Consider the following 16,517-nt stretch of genomic DNA (forward strand, 5'->3'; position numbering starts at 1 on the left):
GTGGGCCATATGGTGAGGCCTTACTGCAGGGTAGGGCGACCTACCGTGCAGTAAGGCGGCATCAGATGGTCACGACGGTCAGATGCCCGAGTGCCGTTCGCACCGGGTGGGCGCCGGTCAGGCCGGGGAACGTGGCCACGGTGCGGTCAAGCTCCGCCACGGCACCGCGGACACCGGGGTCGGCGAAGAAACCGGCAACTGCGGCGCGAGCCGGTGCCGGGCCGGCGTAGCGGGTGCCGGGGAAACGCCATCGGCTCACCGCAACGCGGGCGACCCGGCGTGCCGAGGCGGCGTCGGCCAGGCGGTTGTGGGCCTCGGGAGCGTAGAAAGCCATGTGCCGGTCCTTCAGGCGACCCACCGTGCGCATGAGATCTCCCAGCGCGGGCTCCATGCCGCCCAGCCGCCGATAAACCGTTGCCACCACGGCGGTGTCCAACCACCCGGTGACCATGTGCGCCCCGGTGATGTCCGCGTTCAGGAGGTTGGTGCCGATGGCGGCCACGGTGGGTCGGCACCGGTCGTCCCAGGCCCGCAGGATACGTCCGAGCTGTGTGTCGCCGGGTTCTCGGGGAGGCCGGCCGTTGGCGCTCAGGAGTGCCTGCAGGGTTGCGCCCAGCCAGTGTTGTTCGTGGGCCCAGGTGGAAAGGAAGGCGGTCACCCTGGATTCGGCGTGTGTGGGTGTGACCAACAGATCGCGCATCCGGTCCAATGCATGACTCTCCACCGTCCACAGGTAGTTGAGCGTCTCCATTGCCGGTCCCGACAACGAGCCCATTGTCCCCAGGTCCAGGTCCGCGGGGTACATGACGTAGGGGTTGCGCATGTACGCGCGTACGTCGAAGGTGGGAGCACTCATGCGGGCACTCCCCGGGAATCCAAGGTCTCGGCCACCAGGTTCAGCCCCGCCATGCCGGGCAGCTTGGCGACGTGGCGGTCTATGGCGAGGACTTCCTTGCGCCCCTCGGGGCCGGAGAACAAGTGTCGTAACACGTGGTCGACCTCGGCCTCGGGGGAAACCCCGGAGCCGACCGGCTGCCACGCGGTGCGCAGGGCCAGGCGGGCCAGTTTCTGGGCGCGTAAGTTGTCCTGTAACCGCGCGCGGGCCTGGGTGGTGTAGAAGGCAATGTGTTTGGCCTCCTGGGAAGCGATCCTGCGCAGCAGTTCGCCGAGCACGGGGCTGTCCTCAAGCGCGGCCAGGCGCTTGTAGGCCGCGGCGGTGGACCGTTCGTTGATGGAGCCCCACAACATGTGCACCGCCACGAAATCAATGCCCACAATGTTGGACAGCAGTGACTGCTTGACCGGGCTGAACCGATCCCGCCACCCGAGTTTCATCCGCTTGGCCTTGAGCACGTCGTAGGTCACCGTGATCCCGTGCAGGCCCAGTACGTGGGCCAGGGCTTCCCCGTGCCAGATTTCTTCCCAGTTCCAGGTGGTCATGAACGTGCCCACCTCCGGATCCTTGCGTGAGGGACTGACCAGCATGTCGCGCAGATAGCACACGGTGTGGAACTCGATCTCGCACATGTAGCGCAAGGTGCGCAGAGTGTCCGGCGGCAGGGGGTGATCGCGGAAGACCTCGTAGTCCAGGTCCTCCCAGGTGACCGGCGTGGCCGCTTGGGTGTACCGATCAATATCGAATGCCATGATGTCTCTCCCTGATTCCCGCGCCGCACTCGACGGTGCCTTCGAGAGGCGGGGGCGCCGAGCGGTGCGGTGGTCGTTGCTGGTGTTTCACCACATGTTCGGAGCCCGCGCCGCGCCGGATGGGTTACGACATCAGATTTCGGTGCTGGCCACCAGCGGCAGGGTGGGGGTGGTGGAACCGCCGGCGGGTTCAATGGTCATGGCCACGGCGTCGGCCTCGGCCACATCGCCGGTGAGCCAGGTGCGCAGTTGGCCTCCGGTGAAGTGCGCATCGGGAACCGGCGTATCGCCGTCCATCAACCACAGTTGATACTCGCTGTTCTCCCCGGGGGCGGGCAGGTCATCGGAGACGAACATGGCAGTGTTCTGCTCCCGGGACACGACCAAAGTGCCTGTCCGGCCCCCCACATCCAGGCTTCGCGTGGTGACGTCCGAGGCGGCCAGCAGCCGATTCTCGCGGTCCTGTTCCTGAGCCACGATGTGTTCTTGCTGCCGCTGCTCCGCCTGCACCCCCAGGCCCCACCCGCCCGCCAGCACCCCGGGCACGAGAGCGGTGGACACGGCGGCGACGAGCACGCGACGATAACGACGTCGTAGCGCGTCCAGCGACACGTGCGAGCCCCTGTCGGAGCGGGCGCGGTCTCCCCATGTACCCTTGGCAGGTTGCCGCTCGGGATCCCTGGCAGCAGGCTGGGCCGTGGCCGTGGCCGTGGCCGTGGCCGTGGCCGCGCTCGTGTCGAGGTGCGCGGGCGAGGGGAGGGTGCCGTGAATGGCATCCAGGACACTGGTGCGCAGGGCGGGCGGCGGGTCCTGCGCCACCGCGGCCGCCAGCTGGGCCGTGGTTTCGGCATAGCGGGCAACCTCCGCCCGGCACGGTGGGCAGTCGGCCAGATGAGACTCGAATGCCGCCCGTTCGGCGGGGTCCAAGGCGTCCACGGCGTACAAGGAGGCCAAGTCATGAAGATCGTCGGGGGCGAGACCGGGCTCTGGGATGTCGTGGCTCATTGCTGCGCCCCCAGCGCCGTACCGAGCCTCTTCAAACCGTCTCTGATCCTGGCCTTGGCCGTGCCCAACGGGATGTCCAGCCGCTGGGCCACCTCCTGGTACGTGCATCCGTTGTAATACGCCATGGTGACGGCCTCGCGCTGCAGCGGCGTGAGGGCTCCCAGACCCGTCCGAACTTCGCGCGTGTCCATGTCCTGTTCGACCTCCTGCCAGGTCGCATCCATCGGTGCCCCCACCCTCCGACTCTCATAAACTTGTTCTCTGCCCCGTTCCTGCACCACTTGCCGGATCCGATCCACGGCGCGGCGGTGGGCCAGAGTGGACAGCCAGGCGGCCACGGAGCCGCGGCTCGGATCGAAGCGGGTGGCTTGCTGCCAGGCCATTAGGTAGACCTCTTGGACAACCTCCGCGGCAAGCTCCGGTGACCGCGTCAGCCGTCTCGTGAGTCCGTAAACCCTGGACGCGGTGGCGTCATAGAGTGCGGCGAAGGCGGCTTCGTCTCCGCGAGCGCTGCGCAGCAGCAGTTGCGTAAGGTCTTCTCCCCTGCCCTCATCGGATTCTACGTGCGGCCGTGAGGCTGTGTGCTGTTGGGGGGCTGGCTCGTCCGGGGAGCCGGGAAGAGGATCACGGGGGGTTCTCCGGCCTGGGCCGGGCTCAAACATGCTTTCCCACTGGTCATCCCTTCGACACGAGTACTTCTCACGGGGGCGGTCGATGTTGTTCCAGTGTGAATACTGCCACACGCCCCGGACATCGTGGCACCACCGGCACATGCCCCCGCAGTGTGCCGTGACCGGGCGGTTTCCTGGCCAGATGCGTCCGGGCAGGGCTGGACCGTGGCGAGGCGAAGAGGGCCGGAGGAAAGGGTTCACATGGGGGAGTTCGTAGCCGAACCCCGGGCGGATGGTTCTATCTCGGGCGTGGTTGCGCCGCGAAAAGAAATCTTAAGGTTTTTCTCAGCTCACCCATCCGGGCAGCGATCGGCACCGAACTCCCCGTGTAACACCAGCACAAAGCACCCCCCGCACGCTAAGTAAGGAACCGATCATGAACAAGAAGTTGCGTTTGCTCGCCGTTCCCACGTTGGCCCTGAGCGCCCTGGCGCTGCAGGTCGCCCCGGCCATGGCCCACGAGGGCGACATGTGGTCGACCCAGACGACCCTGAACACCATGAACAACTCCGGCACCACCGGTGAGGCCATGGTTGACGTCCACGGCAACCAGGCCACCGTCACGGTCAATGTCACCGGTGCCGCGGAGACCTTCATGGACGGGCCGTTCCCGCACGCCCAGCACATTCACATCAGTGCTCAGGGAGTCTGTCCGCCGGCCTCCGCCGACACCGACGGCGATGGCGTGGTCAGCACGCCCGAGGGCCACCCGTTCTACGGCATGATCGGCACGTCCCTGACGACCGAGGGTGACACGAGTGCGGATTCCGCCCTGGCCGTGGACCGCTTCCCCGGAGGCAGCTCCTACACCTATGAGCGGACCTTCGATCTCAATGCGGAGACCGCGCAGTCCCTGAAGGACGGCAACGCGGTTGTGGTCGTCCACGGTGTGGACCCCGCGAAGATGCCGGCCGCCGCGGCTGAGAAGAAATCCAGTCTGGATCCCAAGCTGCCGCTGGCCGCGACCCTGCCGGCCGCGTGTGGCACCTTGGGCGCGTCGCAGATGGCGGCCATGCCGAACGGCGGAGCCGACACCGGCGTGGAGACGGACACGAACACCGGTGCGACAGTTGGAGTGGCCGCCGCCGGTGTCGGTGCCGTGGCATTGGCCGCCTCCGGGATGTTCGTGGCCCACCGCCGCGCCCGGAGCTGACCGATTCGCATGTTGATCCGGCACGAAGGAGTTCGACTCCCATGACGGGTTCGAGCACAGATCGCCGCGCAGGCCTGATGGCTTGCGCGGCGATCGCTGCCCTTTTCTGCTTTACCGGCTGCACCTCCGGCGGCACTCCGGAGTCCGGGGCCACAGGTGAGGTCCCCGTGGCCTCGGCCAGCACCTCGACAGCCACTCCGGTCCCCAGCACCTCGGCGGCCGCCCCGGTTCCCAGCCCCACGGCCGCGTCGGCAGCCGCTTCCGGGCCCGCGCAAAAAGTGCTGGCCGCATCGGACCCGCAGTCCCTGTCGATCCCGGCCACCGGCACCAGGTCCGAACTACTGCACCTGGGCCTGCGCGAGGACGGTTCCCTGGAGGTCCCACCGGAGCCTCCCGGGTCCCCGGCCGGCTGGTACGACGGCTCACCCACGCCCGGCGAGCGCGGCCCGGCAGTGCTGCTCGGTCACGTCAACGCCACGGGTGGTGGCCCCGGAGTCTTTGCGGACCTTCGCCAACTGCGTCCCGGGGACACCATCGAGGTTGCCCGGCAGGACGGGAGCACCGCTACATTCACGGTCGATCGCGGGGAGGCCTACGCCAAGGACGAATTCCCCACCCTGAAGGTCTACGGCAACACCCCGGGGGCCGAGCTGCGGCTGATCACCTGCGACGGCTACGACCCCGCGACCGGTAACTTCGGGGACAACTACGTGGTGTACGCGACCCTCACCACGTGAACCTGCAAGGGCGGCGTTGGTATCCCGGGAAATCATCCTGGGAGGATGGGGCCATGAGCGTTTCGCGAGCGTCCCTTCCGCTGTCCGGACAGACCGCGCTGGTCACCGGGGTGTCACGACGCCGCGGGATCGGCTTTGCCGTGGCCCGCGCCTTTGCCCGCCTGGGGGCCAGCGTGTTCATCCACCACTACGGCCCGCACGACCAGGATCAGCCGTGGGGCGCGGACGACCTGAGCGGCGTCGTCGGCGAAGTGCGGGCCGAACTCACCGAAGGTGCCGTGCTGGGTGAGATGAGCGCAGACCTGCAGGACACGGGGCAGATCCAGCCGCTCGTCGACGCCGCGCACGCGCTTACCGGATCCCTGGACATTCTGGTGTGCAATCACGCCAAGAGCGGCGGAGACGGCTCCATCCTGGACATGACACCCGAGGCGCTGGATGCCTTTTGGAACACGAACACCCGCTCCACCCTGTTGCTGACGCGGGCCTTCGCCCTGCTCAAGACCGATAGACCTACCGAGGCCGCGAGGCCGGGCGATCGATTGGGTAACGGGCACGACAAGAAATTCAGCAAGCCGACCAGTCGCGTGTTCTGGATGACGTCGGGTCAGGGGCACGGGCCCATGCGCGGCGAGGTCGCTTATGCCACGAGCAAGGCCGCGCTCGCGGGGGTCACCGCCACGGTGGCGGCGGAGCTGCTCGAGCTGGGTATCGTGCTCAACACCGTGAACCCCGGCCCCGTCGATACCGGGTACCTGACGCCGGACGCCACGGATCGCTCGCTCGAGGGCGTGCAGGAATTGCTCGACGCTCAGCCGTTCGGCCGTTTTGGTGAACCGGGGGACCCTGCCAAGTTGATCAGCTGGCTCGCCACGGACGACGGCGCGTGGATCGTCGGTCAGGTGCTCACCTCGGACGGCGGGTTCTATCTGGGGTAATTTCGGGTGCGATGGGCCTGGTGAGCCATTTAATGGGGCCTTACTGCAGGGTAGGGCGACCTACCGTGCAGTAAGGCGGGATCAAATGGTGACGCGAGTGTCACGGAGGGTCTTTACCGCCACCACCGTCACCACCAGCACCGCGGCCAGGAACACCAGGCCCAGCCCGGAGAAACCGACCATCGCCAGAATGGGCCCGGCCAGCGCGCCACCGGCCGCGCCGCACAAGTTCATGACCAGGTCCGAGGTGCCCTGCAGACCCGGCCGGTCCTGCACCGGAACGGATTCCGTGACCATGGTGGAGCCCGCCACGGTGGATGCGGACCAGCCGAGACCCAGCAAGATCAGCGCCGTCAGAACCAGGGCCTGGTTCTCTGCGCCCAAGAACGTGAGCAACAGTGCGATGGCGAATGTGGCTTGCCCCAGAAGTACGGTCTGCGCGCGGCCCATCTTGTCCGCGAGCCATCCGAACACGGGGGACAGCGCGTACATGCCGGCCACGTGGAGGCTGATGGTGAGCCCCACGAGCGAGAGAGTGGCGCCGTGGCTGGTCAGGTGCACGGGCGTCATGGACATGACCGCCACCATCACGGCATGGGAGAGCGCCACGATCAGGACAGCTTGGCGAGCCGCCGGAACGGAACGTAGACTCCCGAATCCGCCGGCGGGGCCGGGCTTGTTCTTGATGGTGGCGCCCCGGGCGAGTGCGAGTTTGAGCGGGTCCGGTCGCAGCCCCAGGAAATAGACCGTCGCGCCGAGTACCTGTGCGGCCATGGCGATCAGGAAGCCGCCGGTGAACTGGGGGAGTCCAAGGGCGCGTCCCAGGAGCTCACTGGGTTCGAAGAGGTTGGGTCCCACCACGGAACCGATCGTGGTGGACCATACGATCAATGACAGATCCCGGGCGCGAGTCTTCTGCAGGGCCAGGTCCGTTGCGGCAAAGCGGGACTGCAGGTTCAGCGCGATGGCCGCGCCCTGTAGCCCCATGCCGGTCAACAGCAGGGGAAGCGATCCAAGAATGGCGGCCGTGACAATTACGGACGCGCCGAGAATTGCCACCAGAGCGCCGGTGGTCAGCGAGATCCGCCGCCCCCGCCGTTGGGCGAGGCGGGCCAAGGGAATGGCCAGGATCGCCGCGCCCAGGGTGTTCATGGTGGCCGCCAGGCCGGAGAGCGCACTGGACCCGGAAACCTCCGTCACCAGGAGCGCACCCAGCGCCAAGGTGGCGCCCACGCCCAACCCGCCCAAGATCTGTCCGGTGGCGAGGACGATCAGCACCTTGCGTTGTAACCGGGTACTGCCCGCGGGGGGCTTCGTGGAGTGTGTGGGCGGAGAATCGGTCATGCAGGCATCATGACCGATCACGGGCCGGCGCGCATCCTCGTGCGCGGACCGAGGTCACGTGCTCGCCGCACGGTGTCGCCGTCCGGTGAGCGGGTGGTCAGGAGCGCACGGTGAAGGCCCGCTCGTGCCAGCCCGAGGAACCGTTGGGGTCGGGGCGTGCCCGCTCCGAGGTCTGCACCTGCCCGTCCGCGTCCACCGCTCTGACCTCGGCCATGTGGGAACCGGCAGGAAGATCGGTGATGCGCACGGACCACTGCCGCCAGGTGTCTTCGGACGGCACTGCGGCGAGAGTTGCGTCCATCCATTCCCCGCCGTCCACCCGCACCTGAACCGCGGTGATTCCCGTGTTCTGGGCCCACGCGCTGCCCGCGAGGGTCATGTCGGGGTCCACACTCGCGTTTTCTCGGGGGACGTCGATACGAGAGGACATCTTGATGGGCCCCTCCGCGGACCAACCCCGGGGCGTCCAGTAGCCTTCGGCCTGGTCAAAGCGGGTGACCTCGAGATCCACGAGCCATTTGGTTGCGGAGACGTACCCGTAGAGACCCGAAACCACCATGCGCACCGGATAGCCGTGCTCGAAGGGCAGTGGCTCTCCATTCATAGTCACGGCGAGCATGGCGGTGCGGTTTTCGTCCGTGAGGGCGCTCAGGGGTGTCCCGGCCGTGAAACCGTCCTCGGACGTCGAGAGCACCATGTCCGCGTCCGGGCTCACTCCGGCTTCCGCGAGCACTTCTCGCAACGGCACACCGGTCCATACGGCGTTTCCCACGAGGTCGCCGCCCACCTGATTGGACACGCACGCGAGCGTCACCGTGCGTTCGTGCAGCGGACGCCCGATGAGGTCGTCGAAGGTCAGCTCGATCTCCCGGTCCACCATCCCGTGGATGCGTAGTCGCCACTGGCTCACGTCGAGATGGGGGACGCTCAGTGCGGTGTCGATCCGGTAGAAGTCCTCGGCGGGGGTCAACCACAGCTCGGTGCCGGCGACTGGCACCTGGGTCCCGGCGGGGATGGCCTCGCGAGCGACCGGGGCCGGAATGCTCAGCGCGGCGCGCATGTCGGGGACTTTCCGGGCCGCCGACACCGCCCATCGCCCCACTGCGCCCGCGACCACTCCCAGGGTCAGTGCTCCCGCGGACAGCTGGAGGAATTTACGGCGATCCAGCGGGTCATCGGCCGCGGGAGCTGCCGCACGGCCACCCGCGTAGCTGAGGAATGCGAGGCCGACGCCGGTGCCGACAACCACGGGGACGGCGTTAACCGCGTCCGCACCCGTTCGGGTCATCACGGCGACCAGTCCGACCAGCCCCAGCGCGGCGAGGACCGCGATACCCGTGCGGCGCCGTCGCCGCTCCGCGACGCCGACGAGCAATCCCAGTACCACGAGCCCCACGGCCATCATCACAAACAGGAAAATCTTGTCACCGGTGCCGAACACGGCGATCACGGTGTCCTTGACGGGCGCGGGGACAGAATCCACCACGACTCCGCCCACCGCGGTCAGTGGGGACCCCAAGGGCCCGGTCAGCCACGCGAAGAATTCGGCGATCCCCACGGCCATCGCGGTCGCGGCCACGCCCAGCAACTGCCAGGCACCGGTGAAGCTGCGGTGCGTGAGCGGAGCGGCTGCGTCGGCAGAACCCGTGCGGCGTGAGGACGAGGGCATGTCACCAAGGTTACGCGGCAACGGCCCTGACCCCTCGTGCCCGCGCCCTGCGAGACGTCGGGCGGTCATTGGCCGCGGGTCGTGGTTCGAGGCGGTCCAGGCGGTCAACCCATGTCTCCCGGCCGGCAACACCCCCGGCGATCGAGGATGCTCACACGGTAACGGGACGAATCAATACGTTTCCGATATCAAAACCCGGTTCCGGAACATCATGGGTGTTGGTAACGTGAATCACATCACTCGTTGAGATTCTCAACGATAGAGAATATCCTCTATTTCAGGAGCTCACCCGTGTCCAACTCGGTCAACATCAGCCCCGTCCGCGGCTTGCTCTTCAACCAGCGCTACAGCCGTGACCTGGCGGCCGTGATTTACGAGGGCCGTACCCTCAGCTACGACGAGTTCGCGGGTAACGTGCGCGAACTCGCGGCGAGCTTGGCGGCGTCGGGTGTGAACGAAGGCGACCGCGTGGTCTACCTCGGCCTGAACTCCGAAATGTTCCTGCGCACCATGTTCGCCACCTGGTGGCTGGGCGGCGTGTTCGAGCCGCTCAACTTCCGTCTTGCCCCGCGCGAGGTCGGCGAGCTCCTGGTGCGGTCCGCACCGCGCGTGATGATTGTGGAGCCCGGTCACGCCCCGGTTGTCGACGCCGCTCTCGGCACCCTCGAGGGCTCCGGTCAGGACGGCGCGGGGTGGCCTTTTGAGACCGAGACCATCCTGATCGATGACGATCCCGCGGTGCCCCTCAATGACGGGCTCGAGATCGCGGAGCACTGGATTCCGCTGAGCGGTTTCGTGCAACGCGCGGAGGATACGGAACTCGGTGAGCCGGCCGAGACCACGGACGACACCCTGGCCATCCTGATGTTCACCTCCGGCACCACGGGCAAGCCCAAGGGCGTGCGGCTGAGTCACGGCAACATCTTCTGGAACGCGTTCAACGTTGATTCGCTGGTGGACACCCGCCGCCGGGACATCAATTACGCCGTGGCACCGCTGTTCCACATCGGCGCGCTGAACTCGTTCACGGTACGAGCGCTGGTGCGCGGCAACACCACGGTGGTCCGGCGCGGGTTCGTGCCGTCCCAGGTGCTCGCGGACATCGAGAACTACGGCGTGAACAATGCGTTCTTCGTCCCCGCCATGCTGCTCTCCCTGACCCACGATCCCGAATTCAAGGGCTCGAAACTCGATTCCCTGCGCGCCCTGATCTGCGCCGGGGCCCCCGTCCCTCCCGTGGTGATCTCACTCTTCGAGGCCAAGAACGTTCCCGTTCAGCAGGCGTGGGGTCTCACCGAAACCGCACCCTTCGCCACCTACCTGCCCACCGAACTCACCTACGAGAAGGCCGGTTCGGCGGGTATGCCCATGCTCTACACCGAGGTGCAGATCATGGATCCCGGCACGGGAGAGCCCGTTTCCGAACCGGATACGCGCGGCGAATTGTGGGTGCGCGGCCCCAACGTCACGAGCGGCTACTGGGAGGACGAGGGCGCCACCGCCGCAGCCTTCACGGACGGCTGGTTCCACACCGGCGATATCGGCTACCGGGATCCGGACGGCTATTACTACATCGTGGATCGCCTCAAGGACATGATCATTACCGGCGGTGAGAACGTGTACCCCGCGGAGATCGAACGCGTCCTGGCCGAGCACCCGGACATCTCCGACGCCGCCGTGGTGGGCGCTCCCGACGAGCAGTGGGGTGAGCGCATCGTGGCCGTCCTGCAACCGCAGCCCGGTCACGAGGTTCCCTCCATCGAGGAACTGCGACAGTTCTGCAGCGACCGCTTGGCCCGGTACAAGCTCCCTAAGGACCTCGTCGCCGTGGAAGAGGTGCCCCGCAACGGTTCCGGCAAGTTGGACAAGGTCGCCATCCGCCAGCTGGTCCGCGGCTGAGTAGCAATGACGACGCCGCTCCAAGACCCACGCAGCCCCGGGCAGTGACGCGCGGGACCAGCGTCCTGCCGAGCTGGTCGCTCACCGAGCGTTCGGCACGTAGGCCGCGAGCGGCGTCGTCGGCGGTAAAACCGAGGAACGAAACCCGCGACCCCGCGCCGCGACCTCACTAAGCTGAACCTATGCAGCCGAACACGGACATCACATTCCGCACCCGAAAATGGGTCAAGCCCGAAGATCTCAACGCCAACGGCACCCTGTTCGGTGGGTCGCTGTTGCGGTGGATCGACGAGGAAGCCGCGATCTACGCGATCGTCCAGCTGGGCAATCAGCGCGCAGTGACCAAGTACATGTCGGAGATTGAGTTCGTGGCCTCGGCGGTACAGGGCGACATCATCGAGATGGGTCTGACGGCCACCAAGTTCGGCCGCACGTCGCTGACCATGCGCGCGCAGGTGCGGAACATGATCACGCGGGAGCTGATCCTGAGCATCGACAAGATCGTGTTCGTGAACCTGGACAAGGACGGCAAACCCACCCCGCACGGCTACACCGAGATCACCTACGACCGCGACCGCATTCCCACCACGGCGGTACCGATCGTCAATCAGCTGCGTAGGCCCCAGCAATGAACCGGCTCAGCGCCCAGCGCCTGACGCCGAGCTGGGTTTATCACGGCGAGGGCCCGTGCTGGAGCCCCGAATGGGGCGGTCTGGCGTGGGTCGACATGCTCGCCGGGGACATTCTCACGTTCGGCCGGGATGAGCAGCCGCGCCGTCAGCACGTTGGAACCGTGGCGGCGTGCGTGCGTCCGCGCGTCAATGGCGGCCAGATCATCGCCGTGGAACGCGGGGTGCTCCTCACGGACGCCGCCGGTAATCCCGAACGCGAAGTCACCCTGTGGGAATCGCCGGAGATCCGCATGAATGAGGGCGGGGTCGCCCCGGACGGCACCTTCTACATCGGGTCCATGGCCTACGACCAGTCCGAGGGTTCCGCCACGCTCTACCGGGTCTCACCGGACCTGGAGTGGGAACCGGTGCTTGAGAACGTCACCATTTCCAACGGCATTGCGTGGTCCCCGGACGGCTCGCTCGCCTATTACAACGACACCCCCACCGGTGAGGTCTCGGTCTTCGACTGGTCCGCGGCGAACGGCCTGCACAATCGCCGCACCTTCGTCACGCCGGTGGTCGACGACGACGCCGCGGCCGGCGCCTGGGACGCGGACGAGGAGTACGAGCCCGGCAGCGTGTCCGCCAACCCGGACGGGCTGACCGTGGATTCGGAAGGTGCCGTGTGGACCGCGCTCAACGGCGCCGGCCAGGTCCACCGCTACCTCCCGGACGGAACCCTGGACACCGTGGTGAGTGTGGGCGCCAAGCAGACCACGGCGTGCACGCTGGGCGGGCAGGATCTGCGGACCCTGTACATCACCACCTCGCGCGAGAACCTGCCGAACGATGTGCAGCCCACCGCCGGGTCCCTGTACTCGGTGAGGGTGGCGATTCCGGGCCTGCCCACGGCGAGGTTCGCGGGCTGACACAACCCGGCCGAGGCAGTCGAGCCGAGTCAACCTGGCCGACGCACGGCACCCGATGCACGACACCCGAAGCACGGCACCCGATGCCGGTAGCTGAGACCGAGTTGCCGTCGCAAAGTGTTATGTTCCGCGAGCCCCCGCGGGCCCGGACATAGGATGAACGTTCAACAGTTCGGCGCAGGCAATGGAGCAAGCGGAGGAATTCGATGGATACACCGGCCACGGACGACCAAGGTCAGAACAACCGTCGGGGGAGTGCCACCGGAATCCTTGAACCGGACCCCGGAATGCCCGCCAGCACGTGGCGGCTGCGCAGTGACGCGTGGGAGTACCTGCGGTTCGCCATGAAACGCATTGCGCTCGGCAACGAGGACAAAGAAGCCCTCGCCGCGGACAGCGAACTCCAGCGCTCACTGCGCGCCCTCGAAACCGTTGAAATGTACTGGGCCGGATTCGGCCAACGCTATGTCGCCTCCATCCGGGAAATGCTCGAACAGGGCGACTACCACATGGCGCTCGACCGGATCGGAAAGGTCGTGAACCGGCTCCGCGGTGACACCGTGCCGGACACGTCCCGCGATGATTTTGCCGACGATCCGGAGAACTCGGACCTTCCGATCGACACCGACCCGCGGCCCCGCTTCGAGGTGCTGATCGTGGACGAGAGCACCCAGGCGGACCGTGACGGTCTGCGTGCCGAAGGCCTGCGGTTGCGCTCCTCCGCCGACGATTTCATTTACGAGTACGTGATCGTGCCCTCCGCCGACGACGCCGTGGCGGCGGTCCTGACCAACCCCAACATTCTCGCGTGCGTGGTCCGCCCCGGATTCAGCGAGCGCACTCGCCAGCCGTTGAGCCGCGATCTCAAGAACTCGATTCGCATGGCTCGCGATCTGGTGAGCCCGGAATCAGCCTCCGCCCGCACTCCGCTCGCGTCCATTCAGCGGGTGCTCCGGTTGGCCGACACTCTGGCCGAGCTGCGCCCCGAGATGGACCTGTACCTGATGGCGGGCGCCCATATCGAAGGCCTGTCCGGTGCGCTGACCCACCGTTTCCGTCGCGTGTTCCGGCGCGAGGACAAGCTCGAGCTGCACCTCACCCTGTTGCGCCGGGTGTCCCACCTGTACGACACCCCGTTCTTTTCCGCGGTCCAGGAGCACGCGCGGCGTCCGGTGGGTGTCTTCCACGCGCTGCCCATTGCCCGCGGCGGTTCCGTGGTGGGTTCCAAGTGGATCAAGGACCTCGTGGACTTCTACGGGTTGAACCTCCTGCTGGCGGAAACCTCCGCGACCTCTGGCGGGCTGGACTCACTGCTGGCGCCGGTGCGCACGTTGAAGAAGGCTCAGGAACTCGCGGCCCGTGCGTACGGGGCCAAGCACACGTTCTTCGTGACCAACGGAACCTCGACCGCCAACAAGATCGTGCACCAAGCGCTGTTGTCACCCAATGACGTGGTGCTCGTGGACCGCAACTGTCACAAGTCCCACCATCACGCGGTGGTGCTCACCGGCGCTCGTCCCGCGTACCTGGAGGCATACCCGCGTAACGAATTCGCGTTCTACGGCGCTGTGCCGCTGTCCCGGATCAAGCAGTTGCTGCTGGACTACCGAGCCGCGGGTCGTCTGGACGAGGTCCAGCTGGTCACGCTCACCAACTGCACCTTTGACGGCATCGTCTATGACCCCGAGCGGGTCATGGCCGAATGCCTGGCCATCAAGCCGGACCTGGTCTTCCTGTGGGACGAGGCGTGGTTCGCGTTCGCGACCTTCCACCCCGTGACGCGACGTCGTACGGCCATGTGGGCTGCCTCGCACCTCAAGGAAAAGCTGGGGACCAGGGCGCACCAGATCGCCTACCGTGAGCAGCAGAAGCGTCTGTACGACGATCAGGGCAACCCCGCGCCGGACGAAGTGTGGTTGGAAGAGCGGCTCGTTCCCGCTCCGGACGCCAAGATCCGCGTGTACGCAACCCAGTCCACGCACAAGACCCTCACTGCGCTGCGGCAGGGGTCCATGATTCACGTGCACGACGACGAGTGGGTGCGCGAAGCCGAGGAGCCGTTCCACGAGGCGTACATGACGCACACCTCCACCTCGCCCAACTACCAGATCCTCACGTCCCTGGACATCGGGCGACGTCAGGTAGAGCTGGAGGGCTACGAGCTCGTGCAGCGGCAGCTGGATCTGGCCACGAGCCTGTCCCAGGCCATCGCGCGCCATCCGCTGTTGCGCCGGAGCTTCCGCGTGCTCACGGCCCACGACCTGGTGCCCAGCGAGAATCGCGAGGTGGGCCGGCCCATGCCGTTGCGCGACGGGTTGGCCAGTATGTGGAAGGCATGGACCACGGACGAGTTCGTGGTGGATCCCAGCCGTATCACCATCGAGATCAGTCGCACGGGCGTGGACGGTGACACGTTCAAGCACGACCTGCTCATGGATCGTTACGGCATTCAGGTGAACAAGACGAGCCGGAACACCGTGCTGTTCATGACCAACATCGGCACCTCGCGCAGCGCGATCGCGTACCTCGTGGAGGTGCTCGTGAAGCTCGCGCAGCGTTTCGAGGACGAGAACTCTCAGCTCGATCCCGAGCTCGCGGCCAAGGTCGACGACACCCCCATGCCGCCGCTTCCGGACTTCAGTTCGTTCGCTCCCGGGTACGCCACGGACGAGGAGCTCCCGGATGGAGATATGCGCGCCGCGTTCTTCAAGGGTCAGCGCCGCAAGTCCGTGGAACACGTTGCCCACGAAGAGCTGCGCGAGCGGGTGACCAACGGTGAAAAACCCGTCTCGGCCGGTTTCGTGACGCCCTATCCGCCCGGGTTCCCGGTTCTCGTGCCGGGGCAGGTCATCTCCCCGGACGTCCTGGACTTCATGGCCGTTCTGGACACCCGCGAGATCCACGGTTACGACCCGCGCAAGGGCTATCGCGTCCTGCGGGATTCCTGACCAGCACTTCGGGTACGACGCCGCGGGGCCCGTTGCCCCGCGGCGCTCACTTTCCCGTGCACGAACGGCGCGCACTCGCCGCTCCTGTTTCCGGGTCTTGTTCCCGTGCACGGACAGCACCCGGCTCGCCCCACGCGTTTCCCAGGCATGGTTCCTGCGGCTACTTCACTAGGGCAGCAGTCCCAGCTCGTCGTTGAGGTGCTGGACGTGGCGGTAGTAGTCCAGATTCTGCAGTCGGCTCGCGGCGGCAGCGTCCAGGATCACGGTGGCGTGGGGGTGCAGTTGCAGGACCGAGGCCGGACACGCGGACGAGACCGGCCCCTCCACGGCGGCCGCGACGGCGTCGGCCTTTGCCTCCCCCTGCGCCACGAGCACGGCGTGACGGCTGTCCAGGATGGTTCCGAGGCCCTGGGTGAGGCAGAGTTTGGGGACCGTCTCGTCCTCACCGAGGAATCGGGCATTGTCCTCGCGGGTCTGCTGCGTCAACGCTTTGATGCGGGTGCGCGAGGCCAGCGACGAGGACGGCTCGTTGAAGCCGATGTGCCCGTTGGCACCGATCCCCAACAACTGAACGTCGATCCCACCGGCCAGGCGGATCGTTTCCTCGTAGGCGGCCGCGGCGTGGCGTAGCGCTCGGGGATCCGGGTCGGCGGCGTCGGGGGAGTGTAGGGAACGTGTGGGCAAATCCACGTGGTCGACGAACTCGTCACGAATGGTGGCCCTGTAGGACCGGGAGTCATACGGTTGTAGCCCCACGTACTCGTCGAGCGTGAACGCGGTGCACTGGGCGAAGGACAAACCGGACTCGCGATACCTGCGGATGAGGTACTGGTACACGGGCAGCGGGGAACTACCCGTCGCGAGCCCCAGTACACACGGCCCCTGCTCGATTCGGCTCGCAAAGATCTCGGCGGCAACCTGCCCGGTCTCCGCCACTGATTCGCACAGCACCAGTCGCACGGT

Annotated in this window: 14 protein-coding genes; 7 read left to right on the forward strand and 7 right to left on the reverse strand. The window is 66.8% G+C overall.

Annotated features, from left to right (window positions below; translation table 11 throughout):
- Nucleotides 1-61 precede the first annotated feature (61 nt).
- The 4 genes from CKW39_RS12945 to CKW39_RS12960 form a co-directional block, all read right to left on the reverse strand.
- Nucleotides 62-856, reverse strand: a complete 795-nt coding sequence (locus CKW39_RS12945) for a hypothetical protein (protein WP_095798528.1) — start codon at nt 854-856, stop codon at nt 62-64.
- The gene (locus CKW39_RS12950) at nt 853-1,647 is read right to left on the reverse strand and encodes a hypothetical protein (RefSeq protein WP_095798529.1); all 795 of its coding nucleotides are present in this window, start codon (nt 1,645-1,647) and stop codon (nt 853-855) included. The genes CKW39_RS12945 and CKW39_RS12950 overlap by 4 nt, the downstream gene beginning before the upstream one ends.
- Nucleotides 1,648-1,779: 132 nt before the next feature.
- Nucleotides 1,780-2,652 carry an anti-sigma factor domain-containing protein gene (locus CKW39_RS12955; protein ID WP_158222951.1) on the reverse strand — a complete coding sequence of 291 codons (873 nt, stop codon included), beginning with the start codon at nt 2,650-2,652 and terminating at the stop codon, nt 1,780-1,782.
- The gene (locus CKW39_RS12960) at nt 2,649-3,425 is read right to left on the reverse strand and encodes a sigma-70 family RNA polymerase sigma factor (RefSeq protein WP_371514770.1); all 777 of its coding nucleotides are present in this window, start codon (nt 3,423-3,425) and stop codon (nt 2,649-2,651) included. The genes CKW39_RS12955 and CKW39_RS12960 overlap by 4 nt, the downstream gene beginning before the upstream one ends.
- Nucleotides 3,426-3,699: 274 nt before the next feature.
- Here CKW39_RS12960 and CKW39_RS12965 point away from each other — a divergent pair, with 274 nt between their 5' ends.
- The 3 genes from CKW39_RS12965 to CKW39_RS12975 are packed head-to-tail and all read left to right on the forward strand — an operon-like array spanning nt 3,700 to nt 6,151.
- Nucleotides 3,700-4,476, forward strand: a complete 777-nt coding sequence (locus CKW39_RS12965; RefSeq protein ID WP_095798531.1) for a hypothetical protein — start codon at nt 3,700-3,702, stop codon at nt 4,474-4,476.
- 41 nt (nt 4,477-4,517) lie between these two features.
- Nucleotides 4,518-5,213, forward strand: a complete 696-nt coding sequence (locus CKW39_RS12970; protein ID WP_095798532.1) for a class F sortase — start codon at nt 4,518-4,520, stop codon at nt 5,211-5,213.
- Nucleotides 5,214-5,266: 53 nt separating this feature from the next.
- Nucleotides 5,267-6,151, forward strand: a complete 885-nt coding sequence (locus CKW39_RS12975; RefSeq protein WP_095798533.1) for an SDR family oxidoreductase — start codon at nt 5,267-5,269, stop codon at nt 6,149-6,151.
- 81 nt (nt 6,152-6,232) lie between these two features.
- Here CKW39_RS12975 and CKW39_RS12980 read toward each other — a convergent pair whose 3' ends face one another.
- Together CKW39_RS12980 and CKW39_RS12985 are read right to left on the reverse strand one after the other, a co-directional pair.
- Complete coding sequence (locus CKW39_RS12980) at nt 6,233-7,495, reverse strand: MFS transporter (protein WP_095798534.1); 1,263 nt, start codon at nt 7,493-7,495, stop codon at nt 6,233-6,235.
- A gap of 97 nt (nt 7,496-7,592) precedes the next feature.
- Entirely contained in the window at nt 7,593-9,164 is a 1,572-nt protein-coding gene (locus tag CKW39_RS12985) for a molybdopterin-dependent oxidoreductase (protein WP_095798535.1), read from the reverse strand.
- 291 nt (nt 9,165-9,455) lie between these two features.
- Here CKW39_RS12985 and CKW39_RS12990 point away from each other — a divergent pair, with 291 nt between their 5' ends.
- From CKW39_RS12990 to CKW39_RS13005, 4 genes are all read left to right on the forward strand, one after another.
- Nucleotides 9,456-11,063: an AMP-binding protein gene (locus CKW39_RS12990; protein ID WP_095798536.1), complete on the forward strand. Its 1,608-nt coding sequence runs from the start codon at nt 9,456-9,458 to the stop codon at nt 11,061-11,063.
- 182 nt (nt 11,064-11,245) lie between these two features.
- Nucleotides 11,246-11,695, forward strand: coding sequence for an acyl-CoA thioesterase (locus CKW39_RS12995; protein WP_095798537.1), 450 nt, complete (start codon nt 11,246-11,248; stop codon nt 11,693-11,695).
- Nucleotides 11,692-12,606 carry an SMP-30/gluconolactonase/LRE family protein gene (locus CKW39_RS13000; protein ID WP_095798538.1) on the forward strand — a complete coding sequence of 305 codons (915 nt, stop codon included), beginning with the start codon at nt 11,692-11,694 and terminating at the stop codon, nt 12,604-12,606. Before CKW39_RS12995 ends, CKW39_RS13000 begins: the two co-directional genes overlap by 4 nt.
- A 206-nt stretch (nt 12,607-12,812) precedes the next feature.
- Nucleotides 12,813-15,554 (forward strand): aminotransferase class I/II-fold pyridoxal phosphate-dependent enzyme, encoded by a 2,742-nt coding sequence (locus tag CKW39_RS13005; RefSeq protein ID WP_095798539.1) that lies wholly within the window; start codon nt 12,813-12,815, stop codon nt 15,552-15,554.
- A 168-nt stretch (nt 15,555-15,722) separates the two neighbouring features.
- On the opposite strand, the gene nagB is transcribed toward CKW39_RS13005, so the two are convergent.
- Complete coding sequence (gene nagB / locus CKW39_RS13010) at nt 15,723-16,514, reverse strand: glucosamine-6-phosphate deaminase (RefSeq protein ID WP_095798540.1); 792 nt, start codon at nt 16,512-16,514, stop codon at nt 15,723-15,725.
- Nucleotides 16,515-16,517 lie beyond the last annotated feature (3 nt).

It is taken from the genome of Kocuria sp. WRN011 (assembly GCF_002295155.1).
Lineage (GTDB): Bacteria > Actinomycetota > Actinomycetes > Actinomycetales > Micrococcaceae > Kocuria > Kocuria carniphila.

Coding starts and splice junctions, on each gene's coding strand:
- CKW39_RS12945 (WP_095798528.1), bottom strand. CDS start 856: ATGAGTGCTCCCACCTTCGACGTACGCGCGTACATGCGCAACCCCTAC.
- CKW39_RS13000 (WP_095798538.1), top strand. CDS start 11,692: ATGAACCGGCTCAGCGCCCAGCGCCTGACGCCGAGCTGGGTTTATCAC.
- CKW39_RS12985 (WP_095798535.1), bottom strand. CDS start 9,164: ATGCCCTCGTCCTCACGCCGCACGGGTTCTGCCGACGCAGCCGCTCCG.
- CKW39_RS12955 (WP_158222951.1), bottom strand. CDS start 2,652: ATGAGCCACGACATCCCAGAGCCCGGTCTCGCCCCCGACGATCTTCAT.
- CKW39_RS12975 (WP_095798533.1), top strand. CDS start 5,267: ATGAGCGTTTCGCGAGCGTCCCTTCCGCTGTCCGGACAGACCGCGCTG.
- CKW39_RS12970 (WP_095798532.1), top strand. CDS start 4,518: ATGACGGGTTCGAGCACAGATCGCCGCGCAGGCCTGATGGCTTGCGCG.
- CKW39_RS13005 (WP_095798539.1), top strand. CDS start 12,813: ATGGATACACCGGCCACGGACGACCAAGGTCAGAACAACCGTCGGGGG.
- CKW39_RS12950 (WP_095798529.1), bottom strand. CDS start 1,647: ATGGCATTCGATATTGATCGGTACACCCAAGCGGCCACGCCGGTCACC.
- CKW39_RS12960 (WP_371514770.1), bottom strand. CDS start 3,425: ATGTGCCGGTGGTGCCACGATGTCCGGGGCGTGTGGCAGTATTCACAC.
- CKW39_RS12965 (WP_095798531.1), top strand. CDS start 3,700: ATGAACAAGAAGTTGCGTTTGCTCGCCGTTCCCACGTTGGCCCTGAGC.
- CKW39_RS12995 (WP_095798537.1), top strand. CDS start 11,246: ATGCAGCCGAACACGGACATCACATTCCGCACCCGAAAATGGGTCAAG.
- CKW39_RS12980 (WP_095798534.1), bottom strand. CDS start 7,495: ATGACCGATTCTCCGCCCACACACTCCACGAAGCCCCCCGCGGGCAGT.